Genomic DNA, 13,064 nt, shown 5'->3' on the forward strand with positions numbered 1-13,064 from the left:
GGTGAACGCCCCTACTGATCCGACCCAGCCCGTTTGGCCGGCGATGTTGACATGGCGCGCACCGGACGTCTCCAGAATGGAATCGGTGCGAGTTCAGTTGTCTGGCAAGCGAATTCGAGCCAATGGCCGCATTGTGGCCGCGGCTACCGCCACTAACCCGGCCTTCGGCGCCTTCTATGAAGTGCAGACCGACGAGAGTGGCGCCACGAAGAGATTCGGGCTCACGGTCACCCTCGCCGAGCGGGAACGCCAGCTCGCCATCGCCCGGGACGAGGAAAACATGTGGTTGATCACCGACCACCAGGGGGAACGACGCGAGGGATTCAACGGCGCCCTCGACGTGGACGTGGTCTTCAGCCCGTTCTTCAATGCGCTGCCCATCCGTCGCCTCGATCTGCACGAGCGGGCCGACTCGATCGCGTTGCCGATGGTGTACGTGAACGTGCCCGAGATGACGGTCGACGCGGCGATCGTGAACTACACCAGCCCGGGCGGTCTCGACAGCATCAAGCTGCGCTCGCCGGTCGCCGACACCACCGTGACGGTCGACGCCGACGGCTTCATTGTGGATTATCCCGGATTGGCAGAGCGGATCTGATGACTCGGCCGGCCCGGCCGGCGGCGGCCAGCTCCTCGCGCCACTTCTCGGCGCCGATCTCGATGGGAAAGATGTCGGAGCGCGGGAAGCGGTCGTAGCGCGTTCGGGCCGCGTGGCCCGCCTCGACCAGCTCGGCGACGGAGTTGTCCCAGTCCAGCGAGTCGCGGGCGCGGCTCAGTAGGTCGATCATGCGGTCGACGGCGGGCAGCAGCTGCGCGGAATTGCCCTCGCACATGGCCCGGACCAGGTCGGGGGCGCTGCCGGCGACCCGGGTGCCGTCGCGGAAGGAGCCCGCGGCCAGCGCGAAGGCCAGTGGGACTTCGGCGGCGGTGACCGCCAGCGCCTCGGCGAGCAGGTGCGGCAGGTGGGAGATGGCGGCCGCGGCCGCGTCGTGCTCGTCGGAGCGGGCCGGCACCACCACCGAGCCGCAGTCCAGCGCCAGCGTCGTCACCATCGACCACACCACCGGGTCGACGTGGTCGTCGACGCTGACCACCCACGGGGCCATCGTGAACAATCCGGCGTGCCCGGCAGACCAGCCCGAGTTTTCGGTGCCGGTCATCGGGTGGCCGCCGACGAAGCGTTCCTGCAGACCGGCCGCCGTAACCTCGTCGAGCACCGCGGTTTTGACGCTGGTGACGTCGGTCAACGGGCAGTTGGGAGCCAATTCGCTGACGTGGGCGAGCATGTTGGGCAGCGCGGGCATCGGCACCGCCAGCACGATCAAGGCGCCGGTATCGGCGGCCCGGGTCAGCGTCGCGGTGAGGTCGGTGGTGGCGTCGAACCCGTCGGCGACGGCGCCCTGCGCGCCCTCGACCGATCGGTTGTAGCCGAACACTTCCCGGCCGGCGGCCGCGGCCGCCCGCATGATCGAGCCGCCGATGAGCCCCAGACCGAGGACACACACTGGCGTTCTTGTCGCTGTCCGAGCCACAGTGCAAGGTTGGCACAGGTCGACCGATACGGCGCCGTCAGGTGGCGCGCCGGTCGGGCCTTATCTGGTCAAGCGGCCTGGTCAGCGACTAGCGTAGGCGCCCATGGGAGCACAACGGGCCTCAGCGCAGGGCCCGGCCTCGGACGCGCCGGACGGTTTTGGCGTCGCGGTGGTTCGAGAAGAGGGCCAATGGCGCTGCTCGGTGATGGCAGCCAAGTCGCTGACCAGTCTGAGCGCCGCCGAGACGGAACTGCGTGAACTGCGTAGCGCGGGCGCGGTCTTCGGACTCCTCGACGTCGACGACGAATTCTTCGTGATCGTGCGCCCGGCGCCCTCGGGAACCCGGCTGCTGCTCTCCGACGCCACCGCCGCGCTGGACTACGACATCGCCGCCGAGGTCCTCGACAACCTGGACGCCGACATCGATCCCGACGACCTCGAGGATTCCGAGCCGTTCGAGGAGGGCGACCTGGGGCTGCTTTCCGATATCGGGCTGCCCGAGGCGGTGCTGGGTGTGATCCTCGACGAGACCGACCTCTATGCCGACGAGCAGCTGGGCCGCATCGCCAGGGAGATGGGCTTTGCCGACCAGCTGTCGGCGGTGATCGACCGTCTCGGTCGGTGATCGCCACCGACGAAGATCTGATTCGTGCGGCGCTAGAGGCTGCCGCGGCGGCGGGTCCACGCGACGTCCCGATCGGCGCGGTGGTCGTCGGCCCGGACGGAACCGAACTCGCCAGGGCGGTGAATGCCCGTGAGGCGCTTCATGATCCGACCGCGCACGCGGAGATCCTGGCGATCCGCGCGGCGGCCGGCGTGCTCGGTGACGGGTGGCGTTTGGAGGGAGCGACGCTGGCTGTCACCGTCGAGCCGTGCACCATGTGCGCGGGCGCGTTGGTGATGGCGCGCATCGAGCGGCTGGTGTTCGGCGCTTGGGAGCCCAAGACCGGAGCGGTCGGTTCGCTCTGGGACGTCGTCCGCGACCGTCGGCTCAACCATCGCCCGCAGGTGCGCGGCGGCGTCCTCGCGCAAGAGTGTGCAGCGCCACTGGAGGAGTTCTTCGCCCGCCAGCGATTGGGGTGAGGGCCGAGGTGTTGGGTAAGCTGCTCCGCGGTGGCGTGTCCGAGCGGCCTAAGGAGCACGCCTCGAAAGCGTGTGACGGCTAAAACCGTCCGAGGGTTCAAATCCCTCCGCCACCGCCAAAGTTCTTCGCCTGTCGGCGCAGGTGAAGGCTTCTAGGTCGACGCGTCGACTCTCAGCAGCACAACGGATTCCTCGCCAGTGCGGTTACTGCGTGGCTACTGGGCGGTGAGCGGAGCGATCGGTGCCGTGGTGGTCGCATGCACGAGCAGTTCGGCGAGCTCTGCGGGCCGGCTCAGAAATGGCGAATGTGAGGTGTCGATCGTGAGCGGCTCCACTCCAAGTCGGGTGGCCACGACATCGGAGAGCCATCGTGGTTTCGAACGGTCTTGGAGGCAGCGGATGTAGCTGCGGGGCAAATCGGCTTCCCAGAAGCGCGGCACCGACACGGGTGTGGTCGTCGTGTCACCGAATCGCTCCGGGCAGAGACGCTGGAACGCCCATCGGGCAGTTTGCTCGTCGCAGTCGTGGTAGAAGTAGCTCCACGCCCCCTCGAAGGTCGCGAAGCTCATGGCGCCGTCTTCGGCAAAATGCAAGTGGCCGAACATTTCTCCGACGTCGCCGTCGAAGGAGCCGTCTTCTGAGTTGCGCATGGTCATCGCCTCTGGATAAGTACGACCTTCACGGGGCAACGCAGCCGCCAGGTAGACGACGTGGGCGACCAGATCGCTGACCGCGTCGGCGGCCAAGGTGATGTCGAACCCCCCACCGGAGTGGCCAACCAGGACATCTCCGGGCCGTAGAACGTCAGCGATCGCGTCGCGTCGGTTGGCAAGCGTGGACTCCTCGCGGAGGCGCGTGCCGTGGCCGGGAATGTCGACGGCGACCGCATCGTGCCCTAGGCGGTTCAGTTCGGGGATGGTCAGATCCCAGCACCATGCGGCGTGAAATCCGCCGTGCACGAGGACGAAACGCATTGAGCTTCCTTTCCGGCCTAGGCGTGCTGGAACTAAGGAACGCGACGTCCCGCCGGCGCCATGAGGCCAGACGGTAACACGATTTCTACAAATGTAGGGACACTGGTCCTATATTTGTAGAAAGTAAGAGGCGGGGTGGCTGAGGCCAAGCGGCCCGCCTAGAAGCGGACGTTGACGTGATGGGACGCGGCGACCCCGGCGACGAGCGCCTGCAGCAACTGGGTCAGTTCCTCGGCGTCGTTGACACCCGGATGCCCAAACACCTGCCGGACGATGACGCCGTTGATGAAGGTGGTGACCGCGCGAGCCTGCTTCTCCACGAGAGGCCGATCTATGGGGCCGGTCTGTAGTTGCGTGACCGCCTGTTCGCTCAGCGCCACGAAACCTGAAATCGCATTCTCGATGGCAGCCTGCAGCACCTCATCTCGGTGCGCATGAAACGCCAGCTCGTAGCGCGCCCGCGACCGATCGAGCCCAGGACCAGTCGCCGAACGCATCACCATTTCGGCGAGTAAGGACAACGTTGTTTCGGTCGTTGTGGTCTCCGACGGAGCGCACCGTTGCATGACGGCTTCGAAATCGCCGGCATCGAGGTCGGCCACGCGCTCGGCCGTTGCGCGGAGCAACGCCGAACGGGTGGGAAAATACGATGACGTCGTGCCGTCGGGCAACCCTGCCTGTTGCTCCACCTTGCGATGCGTGAGCCCTCTGGCGCCTTCGTCGGCCAGGATTTGGATCGCGGCATCACACAAAATGCGGCGACGCCCTGCGACATCAGCTTTCCGCTTCATAGCAACGCGGGCAGTCTAGCTCAGGTCAAACAGGACCGCGGCCGGCTGCATATTTGCTAACAGACCCGACTTTCTTGCCAATTTGACGTGAGTAGCATTGCGATGTTGTTTACTGTGACCCAACTCACTCGGTGGCTCCGGAGGTGTGGTTCGGGGCGAGTGAGTTCGGGAGGGGCAGACCGATGGGGTGGGTGGCGGAATGGTGGCGGCAAGCCGACCATTTCGATTGGCTGACAGGCTATTTGCAGGCCCACGGTCTGAGCAAGAGCACCCGCAGGGCGTTGGCCGTGGTGGCGGCATCCTTGGTGCTGGTGCCGTTCAACGTGACGCTGGGTACGCCCCCGCTGTATCCGCATGTGGCGCTGGCGGTTTCCCTGGTGGCCGCCGCGATGGGCGCGGTCATGGCGGTGCTGTGGCTGCGCGGTTGGCCGACTCGGTGGCAGTCCCTGTTCTTCGTCCTGACCGGCTGCGTGGCTATCGGCGGCGGCTGCTTCTGGCAAGCGGAGCCGCTGGTCGGGCTGATGTCGTGCGCAGCCCTGTCGGTGACCGGCGGCTACATCGCGTTCTTCCACACCGCCAAATACATGGCGCTGAACTTCTGGCTGGCGGCCGGAATCGGAGCCTGGCAAGCGGTGCGGTTGGCCCAAAGCGGGCAGGAGATGCTGGCCTTTACCAGCTTCTTTCTGGTGATGGAACTCAACGTGATCGTCCCCTGCGCGATCCAGATCGTGGTGCGCGCAGTGTGGGTGGATCTCCTGCGCGCCAACCGCGACCCGTTGACCGGGCTGCTCAATCGGCGCGCCTGCGACCGGGCGGTCGTCGGCCGCATGCTCGCCAGCGCCAACCACATGTCCTTGGCGGTCGCCATGGTCGACCTGGACCGCTTCAAAACGCTCAACGACACCCACGGACACGCCGCCGGCGACGAGGCGCTCATCGAGGTCGCCGCCGCGTTGACCGCGGCTTGCGGCGACAGCGCCGTGGTCGGCCGCGTCGGCGGCGAGGAGTTCTTGATCGCGGACATCGTGACGACAGAACAGCTGTGCGGATGGGGTGAAGAGTTCTGTGACGCCGTGGCAGCGATCACCCACCCCGTCACCGCCAGCGTCGGAATCGCTTCCTTGCCGCTGCGCAGCGCCGCGTCGGAACATCCCGACCGAGCGTTCCACCAGTTGATGGCCCACGCCGACACCGCGATGTATGAAGCTAAACGGTGCGGGGGCAATCAAACTCGCAACCACGAGGTCGCGGTCTGACACTTTGCGCCAGTGAGATGGGTCACCGGGATGCCCGCATCGGGCAGCTTTTCCGCCACGCACACGTTCTCAACAGCAGTCACCGGAACTAGCGGTGGCACTGATTCGCTAGCGAGGCCAAGATGTTGCGGACCATCAACGGGCACTACCCAATCGGCGAGGCAGTCTGGGTCGTCGCGGGGTTCATCGTCCTGATGACATTCGGCGACGCGGTCGTCGTCTTGGCCTTGGCCATCGCGGCCGCCGCCCTCACCGCCACCTGGTGGATCCGCCGCAAGGCCGAGCACCGCGTAGCGGCATCCGGCGCGATCCCTGCTTCCGTGACTCAGTTACACCCGGAGCTGACCCACGCGCATCACCTGCGTGGCCCGCGAGCCGCATAGCCTTAGCCGAGCGCGCCGGTGAGTCCCCGAACCGTCTGAAGTTCGCTGTCCCGGTAAGGCTTCCCGTCGGGCAGTAACAGGTCGTGGAACCACAGCTTCGGCGGCGTCGTGTAGGGGTGATCCCATGAGTCCCACGGAAGATACGTCTGGGTCTTCCCGGCGACGAATCCCCAGTTGATGGCACCGACATTGTGCCGCTTGGCAATTGGCAGGACCGTCTCGATGGTGCTGCCCTGGGGACGGGCCATGTATTCGGTGCAGATGATCGGGCGCCCCATCGGTGTCAGTTCGTTGACCTTGGACTCGAACTCGGCCGGCTTGCCGTAGTTGTGGAACGTGATCACGTCGGCGTTGTCGAGCTGGATGGAACTGATCGCGCTGCGGCTGCCGCGGTCTCCCCAAGCCCCTTGCCAGACACCACTGGTCAGCGGCTGAGCGGGATCGACCGCGCGTGCCCAGCGGAACACCTGCGGAAGCAGCTCGGCCACATGCTGCACCTTGTCGGAGCGCTCGACGTTGCGGTATTCCTTGGCGGGATTGTCGGGCTCGTTCCACAGATCCCAGCCCAAAACCCGGTCGTCATTGCGGAACTGAGTCAACACCCCGGTGACATAGTCCTGCATGACGGCGGCATAGCGCGGGTCGCCGAGGCGTTCGGCGCCGGGGCTTTGCACCCAGCCGGAGTTGTGCACGCCCCGTACCGGCGGGTGCTGGGCTCCGGCCTTCGGCAACGGATCCCAGCAGGAATCGAACAAGACGAACAGCGGCTTGATCTTGTGGTGCGCCGCGATGTTCACGAACTGTCCGAGACGAGCCTGAAAGCCCTGACGATCCTGCGCCCACAGCTGATCGTGCAGGAAGACCCGCATCGTGTTGAACCCGTGTGACCGGGCCAAGTTCAACTCGCTGTAGATGCGTTGGGCGTCATAGGTTCCCGCCTGGAACATCTCCAGTTGGTTGATAGCGGTAGAGGGAACGTAGTTCGCGCCGACGAGCCAACCCTGCGCCCGATACCAGGCGTTGGCGCGCTCGGGCGACCACCTCTCCGCGACGGCCGACGCGCTGGGCGTTCGGGCCATTGCCATGCCCGCTGCCAGCAGCAGCGGTAGCTTTAGTGCCGTTCTACGTTGTATCAAATGCCGTTAATTTTCCCGGGTGATTCGCCCGGGACGGCTCATCGACACGCGCGGGATCGATGTTTGAAAATCGTTATCTCACCGTGACACAACAGTTCTTGCGCGCGGCGGACTAACGGAGCTTGCGGCCCTCGTTGTCTTTGACATTGCCGGCGAACATCATGATCGCGTCGACGACGGCCCAGATGACACTGCCGAGCAGCACCGGAACGCCGAGCAGGCAGAACACGCTGAAGACGATGCTGAACAGTCCCAAACACAGTTGTGCGGCGGCGATTTGCGTGGAGTCGATGTAGAAGCGTCCGATGCCGAACGATCCGAAGAACAGTTGTAAGAGGCCCGCGGTGGTGCCCGATTTGTCCGATAACGGTAGGCCGGTGGCGGGATCCCGCCCGAACGGCGCGTAGGGATCGACGCCGTATCCCGGGTAGCCGCCGTACGGCTGATAGCCGGGATAGGGCTGCGGGGCCGGATATCCGGGCTGGGGTGGATAGCCCATTGGCGGCGGGTAACTCGACGGCGGCGGGACCTGGGGGCCCGGCGGCGGCCCGTAACCGTACGGCTGCTGCCAACCCTCCGGCGGCGGGCCGGGCGGGTATTCGGGCGGGTTCGGCGTCGACACCCGGCCCACTGTATATGTCCCCCGAAGTGCATACGGCGTCTTCAACATCCGGTTGCTGATCCCCTTCTCACCGCGGCCCGGACGGCGCGATACTAAGCGGGTGTCTGAACGCAACGTGCTCGGCGGTCCGCTGGAACCGTGCGGCACCGACCCGGTCACCGGTTTCTACCGCGACGGGTGCTGCTCGACCGGGCCCGAGGACCGCGGCCGGCACACCATTTGTGCGGTGATGACCGCTGAATTCCTGGAGCACCAGCGCTCCATCGGCAACGACCTGTCGACGCCGGTCCCGGAGTACCGCTTCCCGGGCCTACTCCCGGGTGACCGGTGGTGCGTCACCGCGTTGAACTGGCTTCGCGCGCACGAGGACGGCTGCGCCGCGCCAGTGGTGCTGGCCTCCACGCACGAACGCACCATCGAAGTCGTGCCGCTGGACGTGCTGCTCGAACACAAAGTCGACGTCCCAGACGATCTGGCCAACTTGTAGATCGGCCACGTCAGCCCCCGAAAACGGTGGCGTTACTGTGATACGTCGAACAGTCGACACCTGGTCGAGGAGGCGGTCGCATGGGCTCTGCCGGCCCCGACATCGCGGACATCGACTTCGACGATCTGACGTCGCCCAAGCTGACCGACGTCCAGCGTCAGGTCCTGGAATTCACCGAGGCCAACCGGGTCGACCTGGGCATCGATGCGATGCTCGCCGAAGCCATCGACCAGGCCGGGGTGGGCGACGATCTGAATGACACGGACGGCTTCGGCGACCGGCTGACCGCCCACGTCGCCGCGATCGAATCCGACGAGGGCCTGCGCGAGCTCACCCGCTCGACCCTGCGGCAGCGGATAGTTCGCCTGCTGCGCAACCGGCTATCGCTGACCGAACTCATCAAGCGCTATCCCGAGATCGAGTCGATCCCGATCGAAAAGCCCTTCATCGTCGTCGGCATGCCGCGGTCGGGCACCACCCACCTGGTGAACCTCATCGCAGCCGACCCACGCCGGCGCGCGCTGCCGTACTGGGAGAGCCAGGATCCGATGCCCGCCCGCGGCCAGGGCCCCGACAGCTTTGGCGTCGACCCCCGCTACGCGCGGGCCAAGGCCGAACACGAGGGGCTCATGGCCAGCGCCCCGTTGATCGCCGCGATGCACGACCGCTTCCCCGAGGCGATCGAGGAGGAGGTAGAACTCCTCGACCTCGACCTGGCGTCCTACGTCCTGGAATGGCATGCGCGCGTGCCGGTTTGGCGCGACTATTACCTGGGCCTGGACCAACGTCGCCACTACGCCTACCTCAAGAAGGTGCTGCAGGCGTTGACCTTCCTGCGCGGGCCGCGAACGTGGATCCTCAAGAGCCCGCAGCATTGTGAGCAACTCGGCCCACTGATGGCGACGTTTCCGGACGCGACCGTCGCGTTCACGCATCGCGATCCCGTCGCGGTGATCCAGTCGGCAATCACGATGATGGCCTATTCCGACCGGCTGCGCCGGACCAGCATCGACCCGGCCTGGCTGCTGGACTACTGGAGCGACCGGGTGCACCGGCTGCTCGGCGCGTGTGTCCGCGACCGCGACCTGGTACCGGCCGAACGCAGCATCGACATCAGCTTCCATCACCTCAACGGCAACGAAATGCCGTTGCTGGACGAGCTTTACCAGCGCGGCGGCGTCGAATTGATGCCGAAGGTGCGCCGGTGCTTCCAGCACTACCTGGACGACAATCCGCGCGGCAAGCACGGCCGGATCCGCTACGACCTGCAGCGGCATTTCGGCATCTCCGCCGACGAGCTGCGTGGCCGATTCGGTTTCTATTTCGACAGATTCGACGTCAGTCCCGAGTGAAGGAGACAACAGCGATGGTCGAACCGGTCTATCGGAGCCGGCCCGGCGCCGATGCCCTGCGGCCTGCGGCCGCCGAACAGGCCGAGCAGATCGCCCCCGGGCTGTGGTGCTCGCCGGGACTGTCGAACGCCTACCTGCTCACCACAGACGACGGGCGGGTGATCGTCAACACCGGCATGGGCTTCGAGGGCCCGGTGCACCGCGCCAACTTCGACGCCGTCGACTCCTCGCCGGTGCGCTACATCATCTTCACCCAGGGTCATGTCGATCACGTCGGAGGCCTGGACAGCGTCCGCGATCCCGACACAACGGTTGTCGCGCAAGCGAACTGGACCGCATGGCGCGACGACAACGAGCGACTGCTGCCGTTTCGGGCCAGCCGCAGCGCCTTTGCCTTCAGCGACACGCTGACCACTGGAATCCAGGCCATCCAGCGCCGGCTCGGCATCAAAAAGCTTCCGGCCCAAAGCGTGCCGACCGTCGACTTGGACTTCGAGGACACCCTCACCCTCGAGGTCGGCGGCCGGCGGATGGAGCTGATCTCCGTGCCCGGGGGTGAGACGACCGACTCGCTCGTCATCTGGCTGCCCGACGAGCGGATCTGTCTGTGCGGGAACACCTTCGGTCCGATATTCGGCCACATCCCCAACCTCGTCACGATGCGCGGCGACCGCTACCGCGACGCCTTGACCGCGGCCGCGTCGGTCGAACGGGTGCGCGACCTGAAGCCCGAACTGTTGGTAACCGGGCACTTCGACCCGATCGCGGGCGCCGACCTCATCCACGCCGAGCTGACCAGGCTGCGCGACGCGCTGCGCTACATCCACGACCAGACCATCGCTGGAATGAATGCCGGCAAGGACGTCGCGACCCTGATGCGCGAGATCACCCTGCCCGCGGAATGCGAAGTGGGCCAGGGCTATGGGAAGGTCTCCTGGGACGTCCGCGCCGTCTGGGAAAACTACTCGGGGTGGTTCCACCAGCGGTCGACGACCGAGCTCTACCCGGTCGGCTTCGACGCCGTCACGGCCGACGTGGTCGAGCTGGCCGGCGCCGACGCGCTCGTGGACCGGGCCCGTGACCACCTTGCCGCGGGCCGCCCGTTGCAGGCCATCCATCTCGCCGAGGTCGTCGCCACCGCGCAGCCCGACCACGCGGGGGCACGTGAGGTGCTCAGGCAGGCTCACGAAAGCCTGCTGGACGGAGCGACCAATTTCTGGGAAAGAGCTTGGCTATCAAGGCAAATAGCAAAGAACTCATGACGTTAGGAACCCGACCATGGCATTTGCGTTAAACCCCAAGGACTTCTATCACACCGGCATCGTCGTGCCCGACCTCGACGACGCGATGGCCCGCCTCAGCGCGCTGGCGGGCTACCGGTGGATCACCCCGCTCAGCTACACGCTGCCCTTCCGGACCACCGACGGGGTTCGCGACTTGACCTCGACGATCGTCTATTCCGTGCAGAGCCCGCACCTCGAACTCGTCCAGGAGGTCCCGGGAACGCCGTGGACGCCCGCGCCGGGCAACTCCGTGCACCACGTCGGCTACTTCACCGACAACCTCGCCGAGACCGCGCGCACGCTGGAGAGCAACGGCTTCCGCTTCGAAATGACCGGAGCGATACCGGATTCGGAGTTCGGCATGTTCGCGTACTACATCGACGCGTTCGGCACCCGCATCGAGATCGTCGACCGCGCGTTATTCCCCGACTTCGCCGCGTTCGTCGAGTCCATCGCCGCCCCGCCGCCCGACGGGGCCTGACATGCTGCTGACGGTGCTGCGGTTCAACTTCGCTTCGCCACAAGGCAATCCGCGCACGCAGAGCGCGTTGCTGTCCGCCGCCCTGGAGCTGGCGCAATGGGGTGAGTCGCACGGCATCACGTCCATCAGCGTCGACGAGCATCACGCCACCGGACACGGCTGGAGCTGCAACCCGATCATGGCCGCGGCGATGTTCCTCGCGCGCACCTCGACGATGATCGCCAGCGTGGACTGCGCCCTGGGGCCGTTGTGGAACCCGGTTCGGCTCGCCGAGGACATCGCGCTGGTCGATAACATGAGCCGCGGGCGGTTGCACACCACCGTGGGGCTCGGCTACCGCACTGTCGAATACGATGCGCTGGGAATGGATTTCGGTCAGCGCGGCAAGTTGATGGACGACCTGGTCGAGCGAATGCTGTCGGTCTGGTCGGGCAGCGAAGCCGACGCGGGAATCTGCGCCGGTACGTGGACGCGGCCGCATCCGCCGCTGTATGTCGGTGGCGGAGCGCGGGCCACCGCCCGGCGGGCGGCGCGATTTCGCTTGCCGCTTAGCCTCGCCGACCATCTGCCCGACATCGCCGCCTACTACCGCGAGCTGTGTTCCGAGGCGGGCATCAAGCCGCTGATCCTGATGCCGGGGCCGATCAACCGCGGGATGATCTACCTGCACGAGGACCCGGACCGGGCCTGGGCGGAACTCGGCGAGCACATCCTTTGGGAGGCCGTGACTTACGGCGAGTGGTCCAGCGACCAGCGTTCGCTCATGCACCTTCCCGGGGTGAGCACGCTGGACGAGGTCAAGGCGTCGGGCCGATACCGATTCCTGACTCCCGATCAGCTCATCGCCGAGGTCCGCGATTCGGAGAATTACGGCCCGCTGGTGCTGCATCCGTTGGTCGGGGGCATGCCGATCGACGAGGCGTGGAAGTCGGTGCAATTACTCACTGATGTCGTCATGCCCGCGCTGGCCTAACCGCCTGAAGCCCTTGCGCCTCAGGCGGTTCGGCGCTGTTCCAGCCAATCGACCAACGACCGGCCCGCGTCCAGGACGTGTCGCTCGGCGATTGCGCGGGCCCGCTCGGCGTCCTTGTCGGCGAGCGCGTCGAGCAGCTCCCGGTGTTCGTCGAGTGAATGCTTTTCATGGTCCGGGAACAAGGTGAGGAAATTGGTCGGCACCACCCGCGCCGCCTGCTTGATCTGTGTCATCAGCCGGGGGGAGTGTGCGGCGCGGTGAATCTTTTGGTGGAATTGCCAATTCGCCTCGCCGATGCTGTCGTCGCCGGATCGGGCGACCACGTCCGCCGCCAGCTCGCGCAGCATCGCCAGTTCGTCGGGATCGATGCGGTCGGCGGCCCACGCGGCGGCCTGGCCCGTGAGCACCCCGAGGATGGTGAAGCTGTCCAGCACATCGGTGGGGCTGATGCCGAGCACCGTGATGCCGCTGCGCGGCGCGATTTGGACCAGGCCCTCGAAGGAGAGTTCTAGTAGCGCCTCGCGCACCGGGGTCCGGCTGGTCGCGAACTCTTCGGTGATGGCGTCGAGGTCGACCCGCGAGCCGGCGGGCAGCGTGCCGGTGAGGATGCGGTCCCTGAGTTCCCGGGCAGCGCGCTCGCGCACCGTGCCGGAGATGTCCATCGCTGCCATCCGGGCATGTTACCAAACGACACATCTAGCATTTGATATC

General features: G+C 66.2%; 16 protein-coding genes and 1 tRNA gene. 11 read left to right on the forward strand and 6 right to left on the reverse strand.

Annotation, left to right across the window (positions count from 1 at the left end):
- The first annotated feature begins 1 nt into the window (after window position 1).
- Window positions 2-598, forward strand: a complete 597-nt coding sequence (locus MRAB57_RS09145; protein WP_077087279.1) for a putative glycolipid-binding domain-containing protein — start codon at window positions 2-4, stop codon at window positions 596-598.
- Here the strand turns inward: MRAB57_RS09145 and MRAB57_RS09150 are convergent.
- Window positions 561-1,505: a prephenate dehydrogenase gene (locus MRAB57_RS09150; RefSeq protein WP_245835884.1), complete on the reverse strand. Its 945-nt coding sequence runs from the start codon at window positions 1,503-1,505 to the stop codon at window positions 561-563. The two genes, MRAB57_RS09145 and MRAB57_RS09150, sit on opposite strands and share 38 nt — an antisense overlap.
- Window positions 1,506-1,635: 130 nt before the next feature.
- Here MRAB57_RS09150 and MRAB57_RS09155 point away from each other — a divergent pair, with 130 nt between their 5' ends.
- From MRAB57_RS09155 to MRAB57_RS09165, 3 genes are all read left to right on the forward strand, one after another.
- Entirely contained in the window at window positions 1,636-2,157 is a 522-nt protein-coding gene (locus MRAB57_RS09155; RefSeq protein WP_077087281.1) for a tRNA adenosine deaminase-associated protein, read from the forward strand.
- Window positions 2,157-2,615 carry a nucleoside deaminase gene (locus MRAB57_RS09160; RefSeq protein WP_077090493.1) on the forward strand — a complete coding sequence of 153 codons (459 nt, stop codon included), beginning with the start codon at window positions 2,157-2,159 and terminating at the stop codon, window positions 2,613-2,615. The genes MRAB57_RS09155 and MRAB57_RS09160 overlap by 1 nt, the downstream gene beginning before the upstream one ends.
- 29 nt (window positions 2,616-2,644) lie before the next feature.
- Window positions 2,645-2,734, forward strand: a tRNA-Ser gene (locus MRAB57_RS09165).
- A gap of 96 nt (window positions 2,735-2,830) precedes the next feature.
- On the opposite strand, the gene MRAB57_RS09170 is transcribed toward MRAB57_RS09165, so the two are convergent.
- Window positions 2,831-3,589 carry an alpha/beta fold hydrolase gene (locus MRAB57_RS09170; protein ID WP_077087282.1) on the reverse strand — a complete coding sequence of 253 codons (759 nt, stop codon included), beginning with the start codon at window positions 3,587-3,589 and terminating at the stop codon, window positions 2,831-2,833.
- A 158-nt stretch (window positions 3,590-3,747) separates the two neighbouring features.
- Window positions 3,748-4,380, reverse strand: coding sequence for a TetR/AcrR family transcriptional regulator (locus tag MRAB57_RS09175; protein WP_077087283.1), 633 nt, complete (start codon window positions 4,378-4,380; stop codon window positions 3,748-3,750).
- Between the two features lie 182 nt (window positions 4,381-4,562).
- Between MRAB57_RS09175 and MRAB57_RS09180 the strand changes: the two genes are divergently transcribed.
- On the forward strand, window positions 4,563-5,636 hold the full coding sequence (locus MRAB57_RS09180) for a GGDEF domain-containing protein (RefSeq protein ID WP_077087284.1): 1,074 nt from the start codon (window positions 4,563-4,565) through the stop codon (window positions 5,634-5,636).
- A gap of 122 nt (window positions 5,637-5,758) precedes the next feature.
- The gene (locus tag MRAB57_RS09185; protein WP_077087285.1) at window positions 5,759-6,019 is read left to right on the forward strand and encodes a hypothetical protein; all 261 of its coding nucleotides are present in this window, start codon (window positions 5,759-5,761) and stop codon (window positions 6,017-6,019) included.
- Window positions 6,020-6,021: 2 nt separating this feature from the next.
- On the opposite strand, the gene MRAB57_RS09190 is transcribed toward MRAB57_RS09185, so the two are convergent.
- Window positions 6,022-7,152, reverse strand: coding sequence for a cellulase family glycosylhydrolase (locus MRAB57_RS09190; RefSeq protein ID WP_077090494.1), 1,131 nt, complete (start codon window positions 7,150-7,152; stop codon window positions 6,022-6,024).
- A gap of 115 nt (window positions 7,153-7,267) precedes the next feature.
- Complete coding sequence (locus MRAB57_RS09195; protein WP_077090495.1) at window positions 7,268-7,777, reverse strand: TM2 domain-containing protein; 510 nt, start codon at window positions 7,775-7,777, stop codon at window positions 7,268-7,270.
- Window positions 7,778-7,877: 100 nt separating this feature from the next.
- Here MRAB57_RS09195 and MRAB57_RS09200 point away from each other — a divergent pair, with 100 nt between their 5' ends.
- The 5 genes from MRAB57_RS09200 to MRAB57_RS09220 all read left to right on the forward strand — a co-directional run bounded on the left by MRAB57_RS09200 (window position 7,878) and on the right by MRAB57_RS09220 (window position 12,353).
- A complete protein-coding gene (locus tag MRAB57_RS09200) occupies window positions 7,878-8,264 on the forward strand; it encodes a DUF2237 family protein (protein WP_077087286.1) in 387 nt (128 codons plus the stop codon).
- 80 nt (window positions 8,265-8,344) lie between these two features.
- Window positions 8,345-9,616, forward strand: coding sequence for a sulfotransferase family protein (locus MRAB57_RS09205; RefSeq protein WP_077087287.1), 1,272 nt, complete (start codon window positions 8,345-8,347; stop codon window positions 9,614-9,616).
- A 14-nt stretch (window positions 9,617-9,630) separates the two neighbouring features.
- Entirely contained in the window at window positions 9,631-10,878 is a 1,248-nt protein-coding gene (locus tag MRAB57_RS09210; protein ID WP_077087288.1) for an alkyl sulfatase dimerization domain-containing protein, read from the forward strand.
- A 16-nt stretch (window positions 10,879-10,894) separates the two neighbouring features.
- A complete protein-coding gene (locus MRAB57_RS09215) occupies window positions 10,895-11,380 on the forward strand; it encodes a VOC family protein (RefSeq protein ID WP_077087289.1) in 486 nt (161 codons plus the stop codon).
- Between the two features lies 1 nt (window position 11,381).
- Window positions 11,382-12,353, forward strand: coding sequence for an LLM class flavin-dependent oxidoreductase (locus MRAB57_RS09220; RefSeq protein WP_077087290.1), 972 nt, complete (start codon window positions 11,382-11,384; stop codon window positions 12,351-12,353).
- A gap of 20 nt (window positions 12,354-12,373) precedes the next feature.
- On the opposite strand, the gene MRAB57_RS09225 is transcribed toward MRAB57_RS09220, so the two are convergent.
- Window positions 12,374-13,024, reverse strand: coding sequence for a GntR family transcriptional regulator (locus tag MRAB57_RS09225; protein ID WP_077087291.1), 651 nt, complete (start codon window positions 13,022-13,024; stop codon window positions 12,374-12,376).
- Window positions 13,025-13,064 lie beyond the last annotated feature (40 nt).

Source organism: Mycobacterium rhizamassiliense (assembly GCF_900157375.1).
GTDB classification, from domain to species: Bacteria; Actinomycetota; Actinomycetes; order Mycobacteriales; family Mycobacteriaceae; genus Mycobacterium; species Mycobacterium rhizamassiliense.